Source organism: Streptomyces sp. NPDC002176, assembly GCF_044903645.1.
GTDB lineage: Bacteria > Actinomycetota > Actinomycetes > Streptomycetales > Streptomycetaceae > Streptomyces.
In genome coordinates, this window is record NZ_JBJDQW010000003.1 from 893,713 (window position 1) to 914,905 (window position 21,193).

The 21,193-nt window shown below is 73.0% G+C and carries 18 protein-coding genes; 8 read left to right on the forward strand and 10 right to left on the reverse strand.

Translation table 11 applies throughout. From position 1 onward, the window contains the following. The 6 genes from ACI2LY_RS17930 to ACI2LY_RS17955 all read left to right on the forward strand — a co-directional run bounded on the left by ACI2LY_RS17930 (position 1) and on the right by ACI2LY_RS17955 (position 6,648). Positions 1-1,302 carry an O-antigen ligase family protein gene (locus tag ACI2LY_RS17930; protein WP_404707959.1) on the forward strand — a complete coding sequence of 434 codons (1,302 nt, stop codon included), beginning with the start codon at positions 1-3 and terminating at the stop codon, positions 1,300-1,302. Beyond that, a complete protein-coding gene (locus ACI2LY_RS17935) occupies positions 1,299-2,957 on the forward strand; it encodes a lipid II flippase MurJ (protein WP_404707960.1) in 1,659 nt (552 codons plus the stop codon). Before ACI2LY_RS17930 ends, ACI2LY_RS17935 begins: the two co-directional genes overlap by 4 nt. Positions 2,958-3,024: 67 nt before the next feature. Further along, the gene (locus ACI2LY_RS17940) at positions 3,025-3,714 is read left to right on the forward strand and encodes a polysaccharide deacetylase family protein (RefSeq protein ID WP_404707961.1); all 690 of its coding nucleotides are present in this window, start codon (positions 3,025-3,027) and stop codon (positions 3,712-3,714) included. Then, complete coding sequence (locus ACI2LY_RS17945) at positions 3,714-4,865, forward strand: glycosyltransferase (RefSeq protein WP_404707962.1); 1,152 nt, start codon at positions 3,714-3,716, stop codon at positions 4,863-4,865. The genes ACI2LY_RS17940 and ACI2LY_RS17945 overlap by 1 nt, the downstream gene beginning before the upstream one ends. Beyond that, a complete protein-coding gene (locus ACI2LY_RS17950) occupies positions 4,862-5,518 on the forward strand; it encodes a lipopolysaccharide biosynthesis protein (protein ID WP_404707963.1) in 657 nt (218 codons plus the stop codon). The genes ACI2LY_RS17945 and ACI2LY_RS17950 overlap by 4 nt, the downstream gene beginning before the upstream one ends. Then, a complete protein-coding gene (locus ACI2LY_RS17955) occupies positions 5,515-6,648 on the forward strand; it encodes a GNAT family N-acetyltransferase (protein ID WP_404707964.1) in 1,134 nt (377 codons plus the stop codon). The genes ACI2LY_RS17950 and ACI2LY_RS17955 overlap by 4 nt, the downstream gene beginning before the upstream one ends. Here ACI2LY_RS17955 and ACI2LY_RS17960 read toward each other — a convergent pair. The 4 genes from ACI2LY_RS17960 to ACI2LY_RS17975 all read right to left on the reverse strand — a co-directional run bounded on the left by ACI2LY_RS17960 (position 6,645) and on the right by ACI2LY_RS17975 (position 10,278). Further along, entirely contained in the window at positions 6,645-7,895 is a 1,251-nt protein-coding gene (locus tag ACI2LY_RS17960; protein WP_404707965.1) for a glycoside hydrolase family 26 protein, read from the reverse strand. The genes ACI2LY_RS17955 and ACI2LY_RS17960 overlap by 4 nt on opposite strands. A gap of 304 nt (positions 7,896-8,199) precedes the next feature. Continuing rightward, the gene (locus ACI2LY_RS17965; RefSeq protein WP_404707966.1) at positions 8,200-9,270 is read right to left on the reverse strand and encodes a chaplin family protein; all 1,071 of its coding nucleotides are present in this window, start codon (positions 9,268-9,270) and stop codon (positions 8,200-8,202) included. 123 nt (positions 9,271-9,393) lie between these two features. Then, positions 9,394-9,621 (reverse strand): chaplin ChpD, encoded by a 228-nt coding sequence (gene chpD, locus ACI2LY_RS17970; protein WP_404708172.1) that lies wholly within the window; start codon positions 9,619-9,621, stop codon positions 9,394-9,396. A 246-nt stretch (positions 9,622-9,867) separates the two neighbouring features. Continuing rightward, positions 9,868-10,278 carry a rodlin gene (locus tag ACI2LY_RS17975; protein WP_030816673.1) on the reverse strand — a complete coding sequence of 137 codons (411 nt, stop codon included), beginning with the start codon at positions 10,276-10,278 and terminating at the stop codon, positions 9,868-9,870. Between the two features lie 281 nt (positions 10,279-10,559). Between ACI2LY_RS17975 and ACI2LY_RS17980 the strand changes: the two genes are divergently transcribed. Together ACI2LY_RS17980 and ACI2LY_RS17985 are read left to right on the forward strand one after the other, a co-directional pair. After that, on the forward strand, positions 10,560-10,967 hold the full coding sequence (locus ACI2LY_RS17980; protein WP_404707967.1) for a rodlin: 408 nt from the start codon (positions 10,560-10,562) through the stop codon (positions 10,965-10,967). Positions 10,968-11,191: 224 nt separating this feature from the next. Further along, entirely contained in the window at positions 11,192-11,599 is a 408-nt protein-coding gene (locus tag ACI2LY_RS17985; protein ID WP_131589631.1) for a rodlin, read from the forward strand. Positions 11,600-11,665: 66 nt separating this feature from the next. Here ACI2LY_RS17985 and ACI2LY_RS17990 read toward each other — a convergent pair whose 3' ends face one another. From ACI2LY_RS17990 to iolB, 6 genes are all read right to left on the reverse strand, one after another. Next, complete coding sequence (locus ACI2LY_RS17990; RefSeq protein WP_404707968.1) at positions 11,666-12,529, reverse strand: ABC transporter permease; 864 nt, start codon at positions 12,527-12,529, stop codon at positions 11,666-11,668. Further along, positions 12,526-15,156, reverse strand: a complete 2,631-nt coding sequence (locus ACI2LY_RS17995) for an alpha/beta fold hydrolase (protein WP_404707969.1) — start codon at positions 15,154-15,156, stop codon at positions 12,526-12,528. Before ACI2LY_RS17995 ends, ACI2LY_RS17990 begins: the two co-directional genes overlap by 4 nt. A gap of 129 nt (positions 15,157-15,285) precedes the next feature. After that, the gene (locus ACI2LY_RS18000; RefSeq protein WP_393913642.1) at positions 15,286-16,683 is read right to left on the reverse strand and encodes an APC family permease; all 1,398 of its coding nucleotides are present in this window, start codon (positions 16,681-16,683) and stop codon (positions 15,286-15,288) included. Positions 16,684-16,982: 299 nt separating this feature from the next. After that, entirely contained in the window at positions 16,983-18,485 is a 1,503-nt protein-coding gene (gene mmsA / locus ACI2LY_RS18005; protein WP_388993851.1) for a CoA-acylating methylmalonate-semialdehyde dehydrogenase, read from the reverse strand. 15 nt (positions 18,486-18,500) lie between these two features. Further along, positions 18,501-20,378: a 3D-(3,5/4)-trihydroxycyclohexane-1,2-dione acylhydrolase (decyclizing) gene (iolD, locus tag ACI2LY_RS18010; protein ID WP_404707970.1), complete on the reverse strand. Its 1,878-nt coding sequence runs from the start codon at positions 20,376-20,378 to the stop codon at positions 18,501-18,503. Continuing rightward, positions 20,375-21,187, reverse strand: coding sequence for a 5-deoxy-glucuronate isomerase (gene iolB, locus ACI2LY_RS18015; RefSeq protein ID WP_404707971.1), 813 nt, complete (start codon positions 21,185-21,187; stop codon positions 20,375-20,377). The genes iolD and iolB overlap by 4 nt, the downstream gene beginning before the upstream one ends. Positions 21,188-21,193 lie beyond the last annotated feature (6 nt).

The window sequence follows — 21,193 nt, forward strand, 5'->3', positions numbered from 1 at the left end:
ATGAGCCTCGCGCTGCCGCTCGGCCGCCCCCGGCACTGGTCCCCGGTGCTGCCGGTGCTCGCCGTGCTCGTCCTGCTCGCGCTGCCCCTCTCCTCCAGCGAGGGGGGCGGCGCGGGCCCGGCCGACGCGGCGTCCGCGCTGGTCGTCGGCGCCTGTCTGGTGCGGCTGCTGCGGGAGCGGGCCCGCCCGCTGTCCGCCAGGTCCGCGCTGGTGCTGGGGCTGCCGGTGGCCGGGGCGGCGCTCGCCGCGATGGGCGCCGCCTCACCGGGCGCAGGTCTCGCCGGACTCGGCCGCTACCTCCAGGTCTTCGTCCTGGTCCCGGCCGCCGTGCTCCTCCTGATCCGCGACCGCCGCGACTTCCGGCTGCTGGCCTGGGCGCTGGTGGGGCTCGCGCTCTGGCAGGGCGCGGTCGGCGTCAAGCAGTACGCCACCGGCACCGGTGCCTCGTACCAGGGCCGGATGATCCGCGCGGTTGGCACCTTCGGGCCGTACGACGTGATGGGCATGGCCACCGTGGTGGCGTTCGGGCTGCTGTGCGCGGTGGGGCTGGCGCTGGGCCGGGCCCCGCGGCGCGAGCGGGTGGTCGCGGCCGGGTGCGCGCTGGCGCTGCTCGTGCCGCTGGCGCTCTCCTTCAGCCGGGGCGCGTGGATCGCCACCGCCGTCACCCTCACCGCGCAACTGCTGCTGGCCGGGGTGCGCCGGGCGCTGAAGGTGGGCGCGGTGGTGGTCGCGGCCGGGGTGGTGCTGGTCGGCGGTCTCGGGGTGGGCACGGCGATGCTCCAGGAGCGGATCGACAGCATCACCAAGGTCGCCGACGCCCCCGACCAGTCGGTCACCGACCGGTACACCATGTGGGCGGCGGCCACCGGCATGTGGCGCGAACACCCGCTGACCGGGGTCGGGTTGAAGGGTTTCCCGGAGTACCGGGACGGCCACGCCTCGCTCGCGCTGTCCTCGGGCAGCGACACCGAGGGCGCGGGCGTCGGCTTCCGCAGGCAGCCGCTGCTCTCCCCGCACAACATGTACCTGCTGGTCCTCGCCGAACAGGGCCTGGTCGGGCTGTTGTGCCTGGCGGGCGGCTGGCTGGCGATGCTGGTGCTCGGGCTGCGCGGCCTGCGGGCCGCCCACCGTACGGGCCGGGGCCTGGACTGCGCGCTGATCGGCTGCGGCCTGCTGCTGTGGCAGCTCGTGGACTTCGTGTACGCCGACATCGGTGGCCCCTCCACCGTGCTGACGGCGGTGTGCCTGGGGCTGGTGGCGTGGTGGGCGCTGGTGGGCGCGAGCCAGGAGGGTGCGCGATGACGCTGACGCCCGCGCCGGGACCGGGGACGACGACCCGGCAGCCTCCGCCGCCCGAGCCCGAACACGCCCCGGTGACCCGGCGGTTCCTCGCCCGCGCCGCCCTGCTCACCGCCTCCCTGTCCGCCGCGGGCGCCCTGCTCGGGCTGGTCCGGGACCAGTCGCTGGCCCGGCTGTTCGGGGCCGGGCGGGACACGGACGCGTTCCTGGTGGCCTGGACGGTGCCCGAGTTCGCGGCCACCCTGCTGATCGAGGACGGGCTGGCGTTCGCGCTGATCCCGGCGTTCAGCATGGCGCTGGCCCGCCGCGCCCAGGGCGCTCCGGGAGATCCCGTACGAGCCCTGGTCAAGGGGACGCTGCCCCGGCTGACGCTGGCCTTCACCGTGGTCGGGGCGGTGCTCGCGCTCGGGGCGCCCCAGCTGGTCCAGGTCCTCGCGCCCGGCCTGCCCGACCCGGCGCTGGCCGTGGACTGCACCCGGCTCACCGCGACCTGTGTGCTCACCTTCGGGCTCGCCGGGTACTTCAGCGCGGCCCTGCGCGCCCACCGGCGCTTCCTGGCCCCGGCCGCGATCTATGTCGCGTACAACACGGGCATCGTCGCGGCGATGTTCACGCTCGGCGGGGTCTGGGGGGTGCGGTCGGCGGCGTTCGGGGTCGCGGTGGGCGGAGTGCTGATGGTCCTCACCCAACTGCCCTTCCTGGTAGGCAGGTTACGCAGCCGCAAGAGCGCGGAGCCGACACCGGAACTCCCCTCCGCCAAGCCGCCCTCGGTGAACCTGCCGCTGATGGCGACCGTGCTGCTGTTCGCGCTGTGCCGACAGTCGCAGGTGCTGATCGAGCGGTTCCTCGCCTCCAGCCTGCCGTCCGGGTCCATCTCGCACCTGAACTACGCCCAGAAGATCGCGCAGATCCCCATGACCATGTCGATGATGCTCTGCACGATCACCTTCCCGGTGGTCGCGCGGGCGCTCGCCGAGGGCGACACCGAGCGGGCCCGGGTCCGGGTGGAGCGGGACCTCGCGGTCGCCTCCGGCCTGGTGCTGCTGGGCACGGCGGCGGTCGTGGCCTGCGCCCCGCAGATCGTGCAACTCCTGTTCCAGCGCGGGGCGTTCACCGCCGAGGACACGGCGGCCACGGCGGGCGTGATGCGCGTGTACGCCGTCGGCCTGCTCGGCCAGACGCTCACCGGTGTCCTGGTCCGCTCCTACTTCTCGGCGGGCCGCCCCACCTGGTACCCGCTCGGCGCCATGGCCACCGGCGTGCTCGCCACCTGCGCCATCGGCGCGGCCACCGTCGGCACCTGGGGCGTGACCGGGATCGCCGCCGCCAACGCCACCGGCATCACCCTCACCGCCGCCCTGCTGCTGTCCGGGATGCGCGGTCCCCGGCACGGCAGGCGGCGCGGGGTCCCCATCCGCACCCGGCACGTGCTGCGCGAGCTGAGCCGCCCGGCGGGCGCGGCGCTCGGGGCCGCCCTGGCCGGGGTGTGGGCGGCGAGCCTGCCCGCGGGGGCGCTCGCGGGGCTCGCCGCCGGTGGTCTGACCGTCGTCACCGTCTTCGTCCTGCTCGGCTGGGCCCTGGGCGCCCAGGGCTTCGCACCCGCCCTCCGTTCCGTACGCACCCACACCCGAAGGCTCGCCCATGCCGTCTTCCGTTGAGTCCGTATCCGTCCTCCGCGCCGGTCCCTCGGGGCCGGGTGGAGGGGGCCCCGTCCCGTGGATCGCCATGTACCACTCGGTCGGCGACTGCTCCGACGACCCGTACCGCGTCACCGTCACCCCGGCCCGGCTGGAGCGCCAGCTGCGCTGGCTGCGCGGGCGGGGGCTGCGGGGCGTGTCGGTCGGTGAGCTGCTGGCCGCCCGCGCGCGGGGCGCCGGACGCGGGCTGGTCGGCCTCACCTTCGACGACGGGTACGCCGACTTCGTCACCGATGCCCTCGCGCTGCTGGCCCGCTGGGAGTGCACGGCCACCCTGTTCGCGCTGCCCGGCAGGCTCGGCGGGGAGAACACCTGGGACCCGCTCGGCCCGCGCAAACCCCTGCTGACCGCCGACGCCGTCCGCGAGGCCCACCGGGCCGGGATGGAGATCGGCTCCCACGGTCTGACCCACGTCGACCTCACCCACGCCGACGACTCCACCCTGCACGCCGAGATCACCGAGAGCCGCGCCCGGCTGACCGAGCTGACCGGCGCCCCGGTCGAGGGCTTCTGCTACCCGTACGGCACGGTCGACCGGCGTGTCGTCGACGCCGTACGGGACGCCGGTTACCGCTACGGCTGCGCCATCGACCCCGGCGAGCTGAGCGGCCCGCACGCGCTGCCCCGCTTGCACATCGGGCAGAACGACAACGCCCTGCGGCTGTTCCTGAAGTACCGGCTGCACCGGCTGCGCCGACGTCCCGTGGCGGGGCTGTGATGCGGGCGCTGCACATCATCACCGGCCTCGGGGTCGGGGGCGCCGAGCAACAACTCCGCCTGATGCTGCAGCACTTGCCCGTCGAGTGCGACGTGGTGACACTGACCAACCCCGGCCCGGTGGCCGCCGGGCTGCGAGCCGACGGGGTGCGGGTGGCCGACCTCGCCATGGGCGGCAACCGCGACCTCGCCGCACTGCCCCGGCTGGCCCGGCTGATCCGGCGCGGCCGCTACGACCTGGTCCACACGCACCTCTACCGGGCCTGTCTGTACGGCCGGTTGGCGGCCAGGCTCGCCGGAGTACGCGCGGTCGTCGCCACCGAACACTCCCTGGGCGACTCCCAGATGGAGGGCCGCCCCCTCAACTCCGGTGTGCGCGCGCTGTATCTGGCCGGGGAGCGCCTGGGCCGCTCGACCGTCGCCGTCTCCCCCACGGTCGCCGCCCGCCTGACCCGCTGGGGCGTGCCGGAGCCGCGTATCGCCGTCGTCCCGAACGGCATCGACCTGGAACCCTTCCGCTTCGACCCGGAGCGACGGGCGCGCGTCCGCGCCCAACTGGGCATCCCGGAGGACGCGTTCGTGATCGGCGGCATCGGACGACTCGCCCCCGGCAAGCGCTTCGACATCTTGATCGACGCTCTCGCCCAACTACCCTCCGACTACCGCCTGTTGCTGGTCGGAGGCGGCCCCGAAGAAGGCGCTCTGCGCCGCGCCGCCGCCGGGCTCGCCGACCGGGTGGTGTTCACCGGCGAGGTCCCCGGCCTCCCCGACGGCTCCCTGGGTCCCGACCTGCCCGCGCTGACTTCCGCGATGGACGTGCTCGCCGCTCCCTCCCCGGAGGAGGCGTTCGGACTGGCCGTCGTCGAGGCGCTCGCGGCCGGGCTCCCGGTGCGGTACGCGTCCTGCCCGGCCGTGGAGGACCTCCCGCCCGAGGCCGCCCCCGACGCCGTGCGGGTACGCGGGGGCGCCGACGCGTACGCCGCCGCGCTCGCCGGGGTCCGTGCCGCCGGGCCCGGCCCGCGCACCGTCCCAGAAGCGGCCCGCCACTACTGCATCACCCGCAGCGCCGCCCGGCTGATGGACGTCTACGCGGCGGCACTCACCCGTACGGTCCCCTCGCCCCGACACCCTCACGGAGGCAGCCCCTCATGACCGAGAATCCCACCCGGCGCCGCCGCACCGGCCGTCTGCCGGGCTCCCGTTCCCTGCCGCCCTGGTCGCTGGTGGCCGCCGGGGTCGTCGCGGGCGGGCTGATCGGCGGCGGCTACGGCCTGCTGAAGCCGCCCGCGTACACCGCGACCAGCTATGTCATCGCCGTACCCGCCGAACGCTCCGACACCTCCACCGCGCTCGGCTTCGCCCAGGCGTACGGCCGGGTCGCCACCCAGCCCGCGGTGCTCACCGAGGCGCAGCAGCGGGCCGGGGTGCCGGTGAGCACCCTGGAGAAGAGCGTGCGCACGGCCACCTCGCCGGACGCCCCGATGGTCGCCGTCTCCGCCACCTCCGAACAGCCCGCGCGGGCCGCCGCCATGGCCAACGCGGTCGCCGCCGCGCTCACCAAGCAGGCCGACGCGAGCAAGAAGGCCACCCACGTCGAGCTGCTCCAGTTCTCCCGCGCGGTCCGGCCCGCCGAACCGTCCTCGGCGTCGGCCGGGGTGACCACGCTGGTCGGCGCGGGCGCGGGCGGGCTGCTCGGCGGGCTCGCGCTGCTGGTCCGGCCGGGGCGCCGGGAGGAACCGGAGACCGCGCTCCCGGCCCCGCTGCCCGGCCCGGCCTTCGCCGCCGACGTCCACAGCCGGCTGTGACGGCGACGTACGCGGCGCGCCCCGCCTCCTTCGCGCGTCCCCCGCTCACCACCCAACTCCTCACCGACGAGCTGGCGTTCGCCGCGCTCGCGCCCGCCTGGGGCCGCCTGCACCGGCGCTGCGCCACCGCGACCCCGTTCCAGAGCCACGCCTGGCTGCACTCCTGGTGGCTGTCGTACGGCAGGCCCGGCAAGCTCCGCGTCCTGCTGGTCCGCTCGGGCCGCGACCTGCTCGCCGCCGCCCCCCTGACCCTCACCCGGCACCCGCTGCCCGCCCTGGTCCCGCTGGGCGGCACGGTCTCCGACTACGGCGACGTCCTGCTCGACGACGCCGACGACGGCCGCGCCCTCACCGCCCTCACCGACGCCCTGTGGACGGCCGCCCGCACCGCCCTGATCGACCTGCGCGAGGTACGCCACGGTGGCGTGGCGGAGCGGGTCTACGACCGCTGGCCCGGCCCGCGCCGACGGCTGCCGGACTCCCTGTGCCTGGAGCTGCCCCCGGTACCGATGGACGAGCTGCTCACCCGGCTGCCGTCCGGCAAGGCCCAGCGGGTGCGGGCCAAGCTGCGCAAGCTGACCGCGCTCGGGGTGGCCCGGCGCACCGCCGGTCCCGGTGAGGCGGAGGCCGCGGTGGCCCGGCTGCTGGAGCTGCACCGGCTCCAGTGGCAGGGCCGGAAGGTGACGCCCGAGCATCTGCGGCCCCGCTTCCAGGAGCATCTGGTGCGCGCGGTGGAGCCGATGGTGCGCGCCGGGGACGCGGTCGTCACCGAGTTCCGCATCGGCGAGGAGGTCGTCGCCGTCGACCTCACCCTGCTCTCCCCGAGCCTCGCGGGCGGCTACCTCTACGGCGCCCATCCCTCGCTGCGCGAACGCAAGGCCGACGTCGCCGTCATACTGCTGGACGCCTGCGCCGCCCACACCGCGGCGGGCTCCCACGGCACGCTCAGCCTGATGCGCGGCGACGAACCGTACAAGCACCACTGGCGCCCCGACCCGGCCCCCAGCGCCCGGCTGCTGCTGGCCCGGCGCCGCACCGCCCCGCTGCTGTCGGCGGCCCTGTCCGACGCGGCGGCCCGACGGCACGGCAAGGCGGCACTGACCCGCCTCGGCGAGCGGCGGCCCGGCTAGCGGGCACCCGGCAGCCGGTCGAAGCGGAGGCAGACCCGGCCCCCGAGCCAGAACTCCACCCAGTTCCCCATCGTCATCTCCGAGCAGTCGATGGGGGTCTTCGTCCCGGACGACGGGGTGGGGGTGGGAGTGGGGGTGGGCTCGGGGGTCGGCGTAGGGGTGGGTGTCGGGGTGGGGGTGCCCGTAGGGGTCGGCGCAGGTGTCGTCAGCCCCGTGCGCCCGTACAGCGTCGTCCGGTACACCTTCGCCGCCCTCGGGTTCACCGGGCACTGCCACACGCCGTGCGGGCAGTAGTCGGTGAGGGTGTTGTACAGCGGCCGGTGTTCGTCCATCCAGGCGAGCATCCGTCGCATGTACTCGGGGTTGTCGCCGTTGCGGAACAGCCCCCACTCCGGGTACGAGATCGGCTTGCCGTGCGCCTTGGCGAAGTCGACGTGGGCCTGAAGGCCGTAGGGCTCGGCGATCTGCTCGTCGAAGGGCATCCCGGCGGGCTGGTCGTAGGAGTCCATGCCGATGATGTCGACGGTGTCGTCACCGGGGTAGCACTCGGTCCACGGCACGGCGTCCCGGCCCCTGCTGGGCGTGAAGTCGAACCGGAACCGCTGCCCCGGCACCGCGCGCATGGTGGCGACGATCCGGTTCCAGTACGCCTTCCACGCCTCGGGGTCGGGCCCGCAGCGGTGGGTGTAGGTGATGCCGTTCATCTCCCAGCCGAGGACGAGCACCGTGTCCGGCACCCCGAGCTTGACCAGCTTCTCGGCGAGCGTGCGGAAGTGCTGGTCGAACTGTCCGGCGGCGGCCTGCTTCAGCAGCAGCCGTACCTGGGCGTCGGAGAGGTGCTCCTCGTTGCGCTCCTGCATCGGCACGTTGAGGACGAGGGTGCGGTCGGCCTTCTCGCGCCGCCAGTGCGCCCACGGTTCCAGGAAACCGGGCGACCCCTCGATGTCCCGCCACTGCCCGCCCGGCAGATAGGTGTGCGCGACCTTCAGCTCGGCCCCGCCCAGCCAGTTGCTCAGGGCGGGAATCCGGGCGATCCCGAGCGGGCCGGAGTCGAGGAACGCCCCGAAGTCGGGGCCCCGGTTGACGGGCGGGGGTGCCGGGGTCGCGGTCGGCGCGGGGGTCGGTTCCGGTGCCGTCCGGTGCGGTCCGGCCGCGACGCCGGGTCCGGCCAGGACGACCGACACGGTGATCCCCGCGGCGAGGAGGGACAGCCGCCCTCGCCGGGTCCTGCGCCACTGTGGAGCCATCTCGGCCCCTCCCTCCGCCCGGCCCTGCCCTCGCGCCGTGTGCGACGCCTGTACTGACACCCAGTCACACACTCCGGGTGCTCGCCAGCGCGGTTACGGCCAGCGGGTGGCCGCGGCCCCCGCCCGGGTGAACGGCGAAGGCCCCGCCGGAGTTATCCGTGCGGGGCCGCCCGGCTGGCCGCTCCCGGCCCGTCGGCGTGGCGAGCCACCGGACGGGAGGCGGCCGGAAAGGATGCGTACGGCGCCGTGGCGGTACGGCGCCGTCACCTCTGGGTGCCGGGCGCTCGGGTCCGGCACCCGGTGGTCAGCGGTGCCGGGACATGGTGCGGCCGCGCCGGAACAGCAGGACTCCGGCGGCCATCAGCACGGCACCGGCACCCGAAGTCGCCCACAGCATCCGCGAGTTGTTACCTGTGTGCGGAAGGGTGGGCGGAGTGGTGTGCCCACCCGGAGGCGGAGTGGTGTGACCTCCCGGCGGGGGCGTGGTGTGGCCCCCGGGAGGCGGTGTCGTGTGACCTCCGGGCGGGGGCGTGGTGTGCCCACCGGGAGGAGGCGTGCTCTCCTCGCCGCCGTACGGAGGCGGAGTCGTCTCCTCACCGCCGTAGGGAGGAGGCGTGCTCTCGTTGCCCCCGTAGGGCGGAGGGGTGGTCTCCTCACCGCCGTAAGGGGGAGGAGACGTTTCTTCACCGCCGTAGGGAGGCGGAGTCGTCTCCTCACCGCCGTAGGGAGGAGGCGTCGTCTCGTCGTCGCCGTACGAGGGCGGACGGGTGGTCTCCTCGTCGTGGCCGTACGACGGCGGGGATGTCGTCTCGTCGTCGTGGCCGTACGACGGGGGCGGTGTCGTCTCGTCGTCGTCGCCGTACGACGGCGGAGGGGTCGTCTCCTCGTCGTCGCCGTACGAGGCGGGCGCGGTGGTCGCCGGGGCGCTCGGCTCGTCGTGGCCGTACGACGGCGGAGGAGTCGTCTCCTCGTGGCCGTAGGACGGCGGAGGGGTGGTCTCCTCGTCGTCCCCGTACGAGGCGGGCGGCTTGGTGTGCTCGGCGCCGTACGCGGGCGGGGTCTTGACCGGGGTGCTCGGCTCGTCGTCGTCGCCGTAGGACGACGGCGCGGTGGTGCGGGGCGCCTTGGGGAGGGCGTCCTTGACACAGGCGTTGCCGACGGCCGGGTTCAGCGCGGCCGTCACATCGACGGAGTGTCCGCAGATGTTGACCGGGACGTGCACCGGCACCTGGAGGGTGTTGCCGGACAACGCGCCGGGAGAGCCCTGTGCGGCTCCATGCGCTCCCGAATCGGCGAGCGCCTGACTGACGTACAAGGACAGCACACCTGTCGCGGCGGCGGCCACGACGATGCCCTTGCTCAGGGTCTGTCGCAATCTCGTGGTCTTTCTGCTCGTAGAAGAAGGGAAGGCCGGCCCCGGAACGCAGATTCAAAGTGGATCAACGGTCCGGGGCCGGCCTGTACGCAGCCGTGGGGCTGGTGCCTTGCGTTATGCGCGTCAGTCGTTGACGCAGGTGTTGCCGAACGCCGGGTTCAGCAGGGCGATGACGTTGACGGAGTTACCGCAAACGTTGACGGGGATGTGGATCGGGACCTGGATCACGTTGCCGGACAGCACACCCGGCGAACCGACCGCGGCACCCTCGGCACCGGCGTCGGCGAAGGCGGGAGCCGCCCCACCCAGAGCCAGGATGGCGCCGGCGATGACAGCAGCGCTCTTCTTCATGGTCTTTCCCTTCTCTGCGGTCATGCCTTGTGACGGCCGAAACCGAGCGAGCACAGCTTGAACGGCTCGCACCATGACCGGCAGGCTGTAGAACGAGGAATAGACGGCGGAAGAAACTATGGAACGCGCGTCGCCTGTCAATTCACTCGAACGCCCCCAGGGAATTGACAGCATGGAGCAGCGAAAACCGCCCGGGGCACGGAAATCCGTGCCGCCGGGCGGTTTTTACGAGCGCTCGCGCGTGCGTCAGTTATTGGCGACGCCGTTGCCCGCGAGGACGGAGACGTCGTCGACGAGGTGCGACAGCGGCTCGTCGTTCTTCGCCTGGGTGGAGTTCTCGGCGCACTGCTGGTTCTGCGGCGAGGACAGGACGGGGATGTCCTGGACGCCGACGTTGATCAGGGCGAGCACCGACTGGACGTTGGCCTTGACCGGCAGACCGACGCAGAGCTTGTTCAGGGAGCTCTGCACGAGCGTGGCCTGCGGGCTGAGGTCGCCGTTGGTCACGTTGTTGCCGAACGCCTCCGTGGCGCCGTTGCCGCTGAACGACGTGGTGCCCGTGTCGTTGCCGATGGCAAGCGCCTGAGGGGCCGCCGCCGCCGACACGCCCACGAAGGACGCGGCGACCGCCGCCGCGGCCATTGCCTTCTTCAGCATTTCGCTTTCCTTTCCTGGCTGCTCGCCAGACGCTTTCCTGGCTGCTCGCCAGACGTTCGTTCCTGCGGAGACATCAACCGGGAGGGCGCCGATTGGTTGCGGCAAGTCACCCGATCGGATCTTTTCGGGTGCACGGAGGAGACGGAATTCTCCTGACGGCGCGCGGCCGATTTCCCGCGCGCTCCGTCGGCCATCCGGGTGAACGGCAGCAACCCCGCCCCCGGCCCGGCAGTTGAGCCGGGCACTCCGATGGACGGGGTTTCTCCAGAAGGGAATCGCAAGTGATCAAGAAGGTTCTGGCCGTCGCCGCGGTCGCCGCGTCCGTTGCCGGCGTCTCCGCCGCCGCGTCGCCGGCCCTGGCCATCGGCAACGACACCGGCACGACGTCGTTCAGCGGCAACGGCGCCTCCCAGGCGTTCGGCAACTCCGCGACGTACGGCAACATGAGCCCGCAGATGGCGCTCATCCAGGGTTCGCTGAACAAGCCCTGCATCGGTCTGCCCGCGAAGGTCAACGCGCAGTCCCTGGTGGGTCTGCTCAACGTCGGCGTGCAGGACATCCCGATCCTGTCCTCGCCGCAGAACCAGCAGTGCGTCGAGAACTCCACCCAGGCCAAGGGCGACGAGCCGCTCTCCCACATCCTGGACGACATCTCCGCGCTGTCCGGCAACGGCGCCGCCAACAACTGAGCCGCCGCACGCTCTCGGGCCCCGCGCGGGGCCCGGCCCTCCGGGCCGCCGACACGACCGGCGGCCCGTCGGTGTTTCCGGGAGCGGGTGCGACAAGGGGGGCGTTTGTGAACTTATCGGAATGCGCTACCCCGATAGGGTCAAAGACCGCAACCCCGACGCCCGCCGACCCGTTGACGATCACGCAGCTCCTCCCCGGAGTCCGCCTTTCGAAGGGAACCAACATGAAGAAGCTGTGGGCAACCGCGGCCGTCGCCGCCTCCGTCGCCGGTCTCGCGGGCGCGGCCGCCCCGCAGGCCCTGGCCATCGGTGACGACCACGGCACCACGTCGTTCAGCGGCAACGGCGCCTCGCAGTCGTTCGGCAACTCGGCCACGTACGGCAACATGAGCCCGCAGCTGGCTCTGGTCCAGGGTTCGCTGAACAAGCCCTGCATCGGCCTGCCCGCGAAGCTCAACGCCCAGTCGCTGGTGGCCCTGGTCAACGTCGGCATCCAGGACATCCCCGTCCTGTCCTCGCCGCAGAACCAGCAGTGCGTCGAGAACTCCACCCAGGCCAAGGGCGACGAGCCGCTCTCCCACATCCTGGACGACATCTCCGCGCTGTCCGGCAACGGTGCCGGCAACGGCTGATCGAGCCCTCGCAGCGGCGGCCCACCGGTTCCGACCGGTGGGCCGCCGCCGTGTTTCCGGAACCGGTCAGGACACGATGTCCTTGCGGCTGAATCCCCGGAAGGCCAGTGCGAAAAGCACCAGGGCGTAGGTGACCGACACCGAGGCGCCCTGGGCCATGCCCGCCCACTCGGCGTTCGGCTGGAGGATGTCGGCCCAGGCGAACTGCCAGTGCGCGGGCAGGAAGTCCCGCCAGTCGCCGAGGGCCGTCACGGCGTCCAGGACGTTGCCGACGATGGTCAGGCCGACCGCGCCGCCCACCGCGCCGAGCGGGGCGTCCGTCCGGGTGGAGAGCCAGAACGCGAGCCCGGCCGTGACCAGTTGCGAGACGAAGAGGTACAGCACCACCACGGCCAGCCGCCCGACCGCCGTCCCCGCCTCCACCGCCCCGCCGGTCGGCACCAGCAGCGGACCCCAGCCGTACGCGGCCGTGCCCACGGCCAGCGCCACCGTGGGCAGCAGGATCATCGCGGCCAGGCTCATCCCCAGCCCCACCACCAGCTTGGACCACAGCAGCCGCGCCCGAGGCACAGGTGCCGCCAGCAGATAGCGCAGCGAGGACCAGCCCGCCTCGGAGGCGACGGTGTCCCCGCAGAACAGGGCGACCGGGATGACCAGCAGGAAGCCCGCCGAGACGAAGACGCTGACGGCGGCGAAGTTGGCGCCGGACGCGGTGGCCGTGTCCATCAGGGTGATCCGGCGTCCCCGTCCGGCCGGGTCGCCGCCGATCGCGAACGCGGCCAGCAGGATCAGCGGCAGCGCGGCCAGGATCGCGCCCATGACGAGGGTGCGGCGCCGCCCGAGCTGGCGGACGAGTTCCACCCGTACGGGCAGGGTGCGGGAGGCGCGGTAACCGGGTGCCGTCGCCGCGGTCTCGGTGAGCGTGCTCACGCGGAGCCTCCGATCAGGGTGAGGAAGGCGTCCTCCAGACGCCGGTGCGGGCCGACGGAGAGGACGGGCACCTCCAGCCGGACCAGGTCGACTACGAGTTCGCCCGCGGTGGTGCCGGGTTCCAGGCGGACCAACAGCCCGTCCTCGGCGCGTACCGCGGAGGCGACGCCGGGCAGCGCGGCCACCTTCTCCACGACCGGCTCGGCGACGGGGGTGCCGGTGCCGACGAGCAGGGTGTCGCCGGAGCCGACGATGTCCCGGACCCCGCCCGCCTCGACCAGTCGGCCGCGGTCCATGACCACCAGGTGGGTGCAGGACTGCTCGACCTCGGCGAGCAGGTGGCTGGAGACGATGACGGTGCGCCCGGCGGCCGCGTAGCGGATCAGCACCTCGCGCATCTCGCGGATCTGCGGCGGGTCCAGGCCGTTGGTGGGCTCGTCCAGGATCAGCAGGTCGGGCAGGCCCAGCATGGCCTGGGCGATGGCCAGGCGCTGGCGCATGCCCTGGGAGTAGGTGCGTACCGCGCGGGCCAGGGCGTCGCCGAGTCCGGCGATCTCCAGGGCCTCGTCCAGGTGGGCGTCCTCGGGCGGGCGGCCGGTGGCCCGCCAGTACAGCTCGAGGTTCTCCCGGCCGGTGAGGTGGGGCAGGAAACCGGCGCCCTCCACGAAGGCGCCGACGCGGGAGAGGACGGGGGCGCCGGGGCGGATGGCGTGGCCGAAGACGCGGATCTCGCCGCCGTCGGGCCGGATCAGGCCCATCAGCATGCGCAGGGTGGTGGTCTTGCCCGCGCCGTTGGGCCCGAGCAGGCCGAGCACCTGGCCCTTCTCGACTCGGAAGGAGAGGTCGCGTACGGCGTACCGGTCGGAGGAGCGGGTGTAGCGCTTGCTCAAGTCGTTGATGAGCAGGGGGACTTCGGCCAGCTCGGGGTCGGGAGCGGGGGCGCTCGTGCGGCGGCGGGTGGTGAGGAGGAGGGCGAGGGCCGCTGCGGCGCCCGCGAGGGGGAGCCACCAGACCCAGGAGGGCAGCGGGGTGGCCGCGGTGGTGACGGCGGGGGCCGTGGGCACGCTCAGGGGGCCCTTGAGGGAGACCGTGTAGGTCGCGGGGGCGTTCGGGGAGGCGTAGCCGAGGTCGGTGGAGGCGAGGACCAGGCGGAGCCGGTGACCCTGCTGCACCTCGTGGTCGACGGGCGGGAGCGTGACGGTGACGTCCTTGCCGGACTTGGCGCCGGTGATCCTGAGCGGGGTGACGAGCTGGCCGGGGAGCACCTGGCCGCCGCTCGGGCCGACGTCGTAGAGCTTGGCGAAGAGGACAGCGTCGTCGGTGGTGGACGTGACGTGGACGCGGGCGGTCGGGGTGCCGGTGACGCGGAGGGCGGTGCGCTGAGGGCGCGCGTCGAACTTGGCGTACTGGCCGGGGAAGTCGAAGGAGACGCCGGTGCCGAGGGCGGAGAGCTGGGCGAGGCCGCCGCCGCCGAGGCCGGGCAGGGCGGAGACGGCGGGCGGACTGGCGCCTGCCGGGTTGGTGACGCGCTGCTCGCGGCCGCCGAGGGCGATGGTGCGGGGGTCGCCACGCAGGCCGGGGTAGGCGCTGGCGGTGGCGCCCCGGCTGCGGGTGCTGCCGTCGGTGGAGTCGACGCCTCCGGTGCGGGTGATCCGGAAGGCGGGCCCGGTGCCGACCGACGAGCCCTTGAGGTAGTGGTCGAACCAGTCCCGCATCCGCCCCTGGACCCGGTCGGTCTCCAGGTCTCCCCCGTCGTGGCCGCCCGCGATCCAGTCGACCTTGACGGGCGCGCCGTTGGCCCGGATCGCGCGCTCGGCGGCGTCGGACTGGGCGAGGGTGAACAGGGAGTCGGTCTGGCCCTGGAAGAGCAGGGTGGGGACCTTGACGCGGGCGGCGACGGCGGAGGGCGAGCGGCGCTGGAGCAGTGCGCGGGCGTCGGCGTCGGGGATGCCGGACTGGGCGACGCGCTGGTACATCTGGCACAGGTCGGGCTCGAACTGCCCGCAGCCGCCGCCGGAGTTGAAGAAGACGCCGGTCCACAGCTTCTTGAAGACGCCGTTCGGGAAGAGGGCGTCGGAGAGGTCCCAGTAGGTGACGGCGGGTGCGATGGCGTCGACGCGCGGGTCGTGTCCGGCGGCCAGCAGGGAGATCGCGCCGCCGTAGGAGCCGCCCGCGATGCCGACGCGCGGGTCGCCGGGCTTGTCGAGGCGGACCTCGGGCCTCTTGGCCAGCCAGTCGATGAGGCGGGAGACGTCGGTGACCTCGTGTGCGGGGTCGTTCAGCCCGATCTTCCCGGTGGAGTGCCCGAACCCCCGTGCGGACCAGGTGAGTACGGCGTATCCGTGTCCGGCGAGGTTCTCGGCCTGGGCGCGCAGGTCGTCCTTGCTGCCGCCGAAGCCGTGGGCGAGGAGGACGGCCGGTCGGCGGCCGCCGCCCCCGGAGGTGAAGTAGGAGGTGTCCACGCGGGTGCCGTCCGCCATGGTCAGGACCTGGTCGTCACGGTGCGGGCGGGGCGTGTCGGAGGCGGTCGCCGTCCAGGTGCCGGTGGCCGCCAGCAGTACGGCGGCCCCCAGCGCGGCGGCGGCCCGCCGGGGCCTCTTCAGCAGCCGGGACACTCGAAGATCCATGACCCAACGGTACGGGCCGCCCTCCCCGCCGGACGGCGCCGCCGGGCTGAACCCCCGCCCCTCCTTCGGGAGTACGGTCCCGGCCGGGTGTACTGCGGGCGCGGTAGGGGTCTCCCCGGTCAGGCACGGTCAGGCTTCGGTGTCCTCGGGGAGCGAGACCAGCCAGTGGGTGTCGCGGCGGGGCCGCAGGTACAGCGCCCAGTAGAGGGTGGCGACGGCGGTGATGCCACCGGTCCACAGCAGGTAGGCGGGGTCCTGCTGGACGAGGACGTAGCCGAGGACGGCGATGAGTAGCACGGGCACGGCGGGCCACAGCGGCATCCGCCAGGCGGGGAGGTGCCGGTGGCTGTCGCGGCGGCCCCGCAGGGCGGCGATGGCGACGAGCAGGTACATGCCGGTGACGGAGACCCCGGTGACGCCGTAGAGGGTGTCCAGGTCGACGAAGCAGAACAGCGCGCCGGGGACGCCGACGGCGAGGGTGGCGACCCAGGGCGAGCCGAAGCGGCCGAGCCGGGACAGCAGGCTGTTGACCGGGGCGGGCCATGCCTTGTCGCGGGCGGAGGCGAACAGGACGCGGGAGTTCTGGATGACCATCACGATGCCCGCGTTGACGATGGCCAGGGCGACGCAGAGGCTGACGAAGGTGCCGACGGCGGTGTTGGACCAGGCCGTCACCATGGCACTGAGGTCGCCGCCGGTCAGTTCCCTCAGGTCGGTGGCGCCCATGGTGATGGCGGCGACCGGCACCAGGATGATCACGGTGGAGATGGCGAGGGTGGCGAGCACGGTACGGGCCACGTCCCGGCGCGGGTGCTCCAGTTCCTCGGAGAGGTAGACGGCGGTCGAGAAGCCCTGGGTGACGAAGAGGGCGATGGCGAGACCGGAGACGACCAGCAGGGCGGTCACGGGGTCGGTGCCATGGGCTCCCGCCACCTCCATGGAGACCAGGCTGCCGACGCCCCGGTGGGCGTGGGAGAAGCCGAGCACCGCGACGACGGCCGCCGCGATCACCTCCAGGACCAGGAAGACGCCGGTGATCCAGGCGTTGGCGCGCAGGTCGAGCAGTCCGGCGAGGGTGGCGAGCAGCATGACGCCCGCGCCGGTGAGCGCGGGGTCCAGGTGGACGAGGGGGGCGAGGTAGTCGGCGGTGCCCATGGCGATGACGGGCGGCACGATCATCACGACCAGCAGGGAGAGCACGAACACCAGCCAGCCCGTGAGCCGTCCGGCGAGGGTGGAGACCATGGCGTACTCGCCGCCCGCGCTCGGGATGAGGGTGCCCAGCTCGGCGTAGCAGAACGCCACGGCGATACAGAGCAGGGAGCCGATGGCGATGGTGAGGGCGGTCGCGGTGCCGAGGGTGCCGAAGAGGTCGGGGACGACCACGAAGAGGGTGGAGGCGGGCGTCACGCAGGAGAGGGTCAGCAGGGTGCCGCCGACGACGCCGATGGACCGCTTGAGTTTCTGCCTCCCGTCGCCGGTCTCTTCGGCGGTGGCTGGCTCGGCGGGGCGGAGCGTGTCGGTCATGCGGCGTCCGATCGACTCGTGCGGTGAGGATTCGGGCGGGAGCGGTATCGCCTCCGGCGGCTCGCTGTGTGTCGTACGTCTCGCTCCCGGCGCTGCATCGAACACCGACGAAAACCATCACGTCAATGGCTGTTCACCTACGAAATCCGCAGCCCTGAACACCTTTTGGTGACGTGAACGGCAGCATCTCGCAGGCGCCCGCGCCCTTCTCGCCCGTACGGGAACCGCAGGCGGTGGCCGAAAAAAGACCGGGCCCCGAGGCAGCGGGTGCTGTCTCGGGGCCCGGATGTGCGCGCGGGTCAGTGGTTGCGGGGGAAGCCCAGGTCGACTCCGGCGGGGGCGTCGGACGGGTCGGGCCAGCGGGTGGTGACGACCTTGCCGCGGGTGTAGAAGTGCGTGCCGTCGTTGCCGTAGATGTGGTGGTCCCCGAAGAGGGAGTCCTTCCAGCCACCGAAGGAGTGGTAGCCGACCGGGACCGGGATGGGGACGTTGACGCCGACCATGCCCGCCTCGATCTCCAGCTGGAAGCGGCGGGCGGCGCCGCCGTCGCGGGTGAAGATCGCGGTGCCGTTGCCGTAGGGGGAGGCGTTGATGAGGGCGACGCCGTCCTCGTAGGTGTCGACGCGCAGCACGGACAGCACCGGGCCGAAGATCTCGTCCTGGTACGCCTTCGCGCTGGTCGGCACCTTGTCGAGCAGGGAGATGCCGATCCAGTGGCCGTTCTCGTGGCCGTCCACGGTGTAGCCGGTGCCGTCGAGCACCACCTCGGCGCCCTCGTCGGCGGCGCCGGAGACGTAGGAGGCCACCTTGTCGCGGTGGACCTTGGTGATCAGCGGGCCCATCTCCGAGGTGGGGTCGGTGCCGGGGCCGATCTTGATCTTCTCGGCGCGCTCGCGGATCTTCTGCACCAGCTCGTCGCCGATGGAGCCGACGGCGACGACCGCCGAGATGGCCATGCAGCGCTCGCCCGCCGAGCCGTAGGCGGCGGACACGGCGGCGTCGGCGGCCGCGTCGAGGTCGGCGTCGGGCAGCACCAGCATGTGGTTCTTGGCGCCGCCGAGGGCCTGGACGCGCTTGCCGTGGGCGGAGGCGGTGGTGTGGATGTAGCGGGCGATCGGGGTGGAGCCGACGAAGGACACCGCCTTCACGTCCGGGTGCTCCAGCAGCCGGTCGACGGCCACCTTGTCGCCGTGCACGACGTTGAAGACGCCGTCCGGCAGCCCGGCCTCGGCCAGCAGTTCCGCCAGCTTGAGAGCCGCCGACGGGTCCTTCTCCGACGGCTTCAGCACGAAGGTGTTGCCGCACGCGATGGCCAGCGGGAACATCCACATCGGCACCATCGCCGGGAAGTTGAACGGGGTGATGCCCGCGACCACGCCGAGCGGCTGCCGGATCGCGGCCACGTCGACGCCGGTGGCGACCTGGGTGGACAGCTCGCCCTTGAGCTGGACGCTGATCCCGCAGGCCAGGTCCACGATCTCCAGGCCGCGCGCGACCTCGCCCAGGGCGTCGGAGTGCACCTTGCCGTGCTCGGCGGTGATCAGCGCGGCGATCTCGTCGCGGTGCTCGTCCAGCAGCGCACGGAACTTGAAGAGGATCGAGGTGCGCTGGGCCAGCGAGGACTGGCCCCAGGTGGCGAAGGCGTCCTTGGCGGCCGCGACCGCCGCGTCCACCTCCTCCACGGAGGCGAAGGCGACCTTGGTGGTGACCTCGCCGGTCGCCGGGTCGGTGACCGGGCCGTACGAGCCCGACGCGCCCTCGGCGGTCTTGCCGCCGATCCAGTGGTTGACGATCTTCGTCATGTCCTCGGGCTCCTTCTACAGATGGCGGCGGCGGGCCGGCAGGTGCCGTTCGTACAGCTCGCGTGCCTTGACCGCGGACGGTCGGGTCGCGGTCTCGGCCACAGGAACATCCCACCAGGCCGCGGCCCCAGGCGCGCCCGACACACTGTCGGACGTTTCGGTCTCCACGTAGACACAAGTGGGAGTGTCGGCGGCGCGGGCCTCGGCGAGGGCGGTCCGCAGGTCGGAGATGGTCCGGGCGCGCAGCACCCGCATGCCGAGGCTGGCCGCGTTGGCGGCGAGGTCGACGGGGAGCGGCGGCCCGGTGAGGGTGCCGTCCTCGGCGGGGTAGCGGTAGGCGGTGCCGAAGCGCTCGGCGCCGACCGACTCGGACAGCCCGCCGATGGACGCGTACCCATGGTTCTGGATGAGCACCATCTTCACCGCCACGCCCTCCTGGACGGCGGTGACGATCTCGGTCGGCATCATCAGATAGGTGCCGTCGCCGACCAGCGCCCAGACGTGCCGCTCGGGCGCGGCGAGCTTCACGCCGAGGGCGGCGGGGATCTCGTAGCCCATGCAGGAGTAGCCGTACTCCAGGTGGTACTGGTCGCGGGCGCGGGTCCGCCAGAGTTTGTGCAGGTCGCCGGGGAGGGAACCGGCGGCGTTGACGATGATGTCGCTCTCGTCCACCAGGGCGTCCAGCGCGCCGATCACCTGGGCCTGGGTCGGCACCGCGTCCGGGTCCTCGGCGGCGAAGCAGGCGTCCACGCGAGCCTCCCAGCGGGCCTTGCCCTCGGTGTACCCGGCCACCAGGGCGTCCGGCACCCGATACCCGTGCATCCCCAGCGCCTCGGTCAGCTCGCCGAGGCCGCTGCGGGCGTCGGCGATCAGCGGGAGTCCGGCCATCTTGTGGCCGTCGAAGGGCGCGATGTTGAGGTTGAGGAAGCGGACACCGGGGTCTGCGAAGAGGGTGCCGGAGGCGGTGGTGAAGTCGGTCCAGCGGGTGCCGATCCCGATCACCAGGTCTGCCGTGCGGGCGAGTTCGTCGGCGGTGTCGGTGCCGGTGTGGCCGATGCCGCCCACGTCCTGGGGATGGTCGTGACGCAGGGAGCCCTTGCCCGCCTGGGTGGCGGCGACCGGGATGCCGGTGGCGGCGGCGAACTCCGCGAGCGCGTCCTCGGCGCGGCTGTGGTGGACCCCGCCGCCCGCGACGACGAGGGGACGCCGGGCCGCCCTGATCTCCCGTACCGCTTCCGCGAGTTCGGCCGGGTCGGCACCGGGCCTGCGCACGGTCCACACCCGGTCGGTGAAGAACTCCTCGGGCCAGTCGTACGCCTCCGCCTGCACGTCCTGCGGGAGGGCGAGGGTGACGGCGCCGGTGTCCACCGGGTCGGTGAGCACCCGCATCGCCGCCAGCGCGGCCGGGATCAGGGCCTCGGGGCGGGTGACGCGGTCGAAGTACCGGGACACCGGGCGCAGGGTGTCGTTCACCGACACATCGCCCGCGTAAGGGAGTTCGAGCTGCTGGAGGACGGGGTCGGCGGGGCGGGTGGCGAAGACGTCGCCGGGGAGCAGCAGGACGGGCAGGTGGTTGATCGTGGCGAGGGCGGCGCCGGTGACGAGGTTGGTGGCGCCGGGGCCGATGGAGGTGGTCACCGCGTGGGTGGAGAGGCGGTTCGACTGGCGGGCGTACCCGACGGCCGCGTGCACCATCGCCTGCTCGTTGCGGCCCTGGTGGTAGGGCATCAAGTCCCGGTGTTCCAGCAGGGCTTGGCCGATCCCGGCGACGTTGCCGTGGCCGAAGATCCCCCAGGTGGCGCCGATGAGCCGCCGCCGTACGCCGTCGCGCTCGGTGTACTGGGCGGCGAGGAAGCGGACGAGCGCCTGCGCGACCGTGAGCCTGGTGGTCACCGGTAACCCCCTGCGTGGTCGGGGTGGAAGCTGATCCGCCATTCCCGGTCCGCGCCGGGTCCGGCCATCACGTTCAGGTAGTACATGGCGTGGCCGGGCTGGGCGATCGACGGGCCGTGCCAGCCGTCGGGGACCAGCACCGCGTCACCCGTGCGGACCTCGGCGAGCAGGTCGGCGCCGCCGGGGCGGGAGGGGAAGACGCGCTGGTAGCCGAGGCCGCCGTCCTCGATCTCGAAGTAGTAGATCTCCTCCAGCTCGGACTCCTCCCCCGGCCGGTGCTCGTCGTGCTTGTGCGGCGGGTAGGACGACCAGTTGCCGCCGGGGGTGATGACCTCCACGGCGATGAGCCGGTCGCAGTCGAAGGTGTCGGCGGCGGCGAAGTTGCGCACCTGGCGGGCGCAGCCGCCGCTGCCGCGTTCTTCGACGGGGACCTCCGGCGCGGGGCCGTAGCGGGCGGGGAGTCGTCGCTCGCACTTCGCTCCTGCCAGGGCGAAGCGGCCTCCCGCGCCGGAGGCGATCTGGACCCGGCTGTCGCGGGGGGCGTACGCGAAGTCGGAGACTGCCGCGAACACGTTCTCCCGGCCCCGGATCTGAAACTCGTTCTCGTCAATTTGTACGGTACATGCACCTTGCAGGGGGAGCACGATCCATTCGGCGTCACCGGTGTCGAAGGTATGGGTGCCGCCCGCTTCCAGCGCCACGACGCGCAGACGCGTATACGCCCAACCCTCCTGACCTGGCCCGATGTCGAGCGCGTACGGGCCGTTCGCGGCCTCGCCGTGCGGGAGGTGGAGTCGGGTGCTGGTCATGCGGGC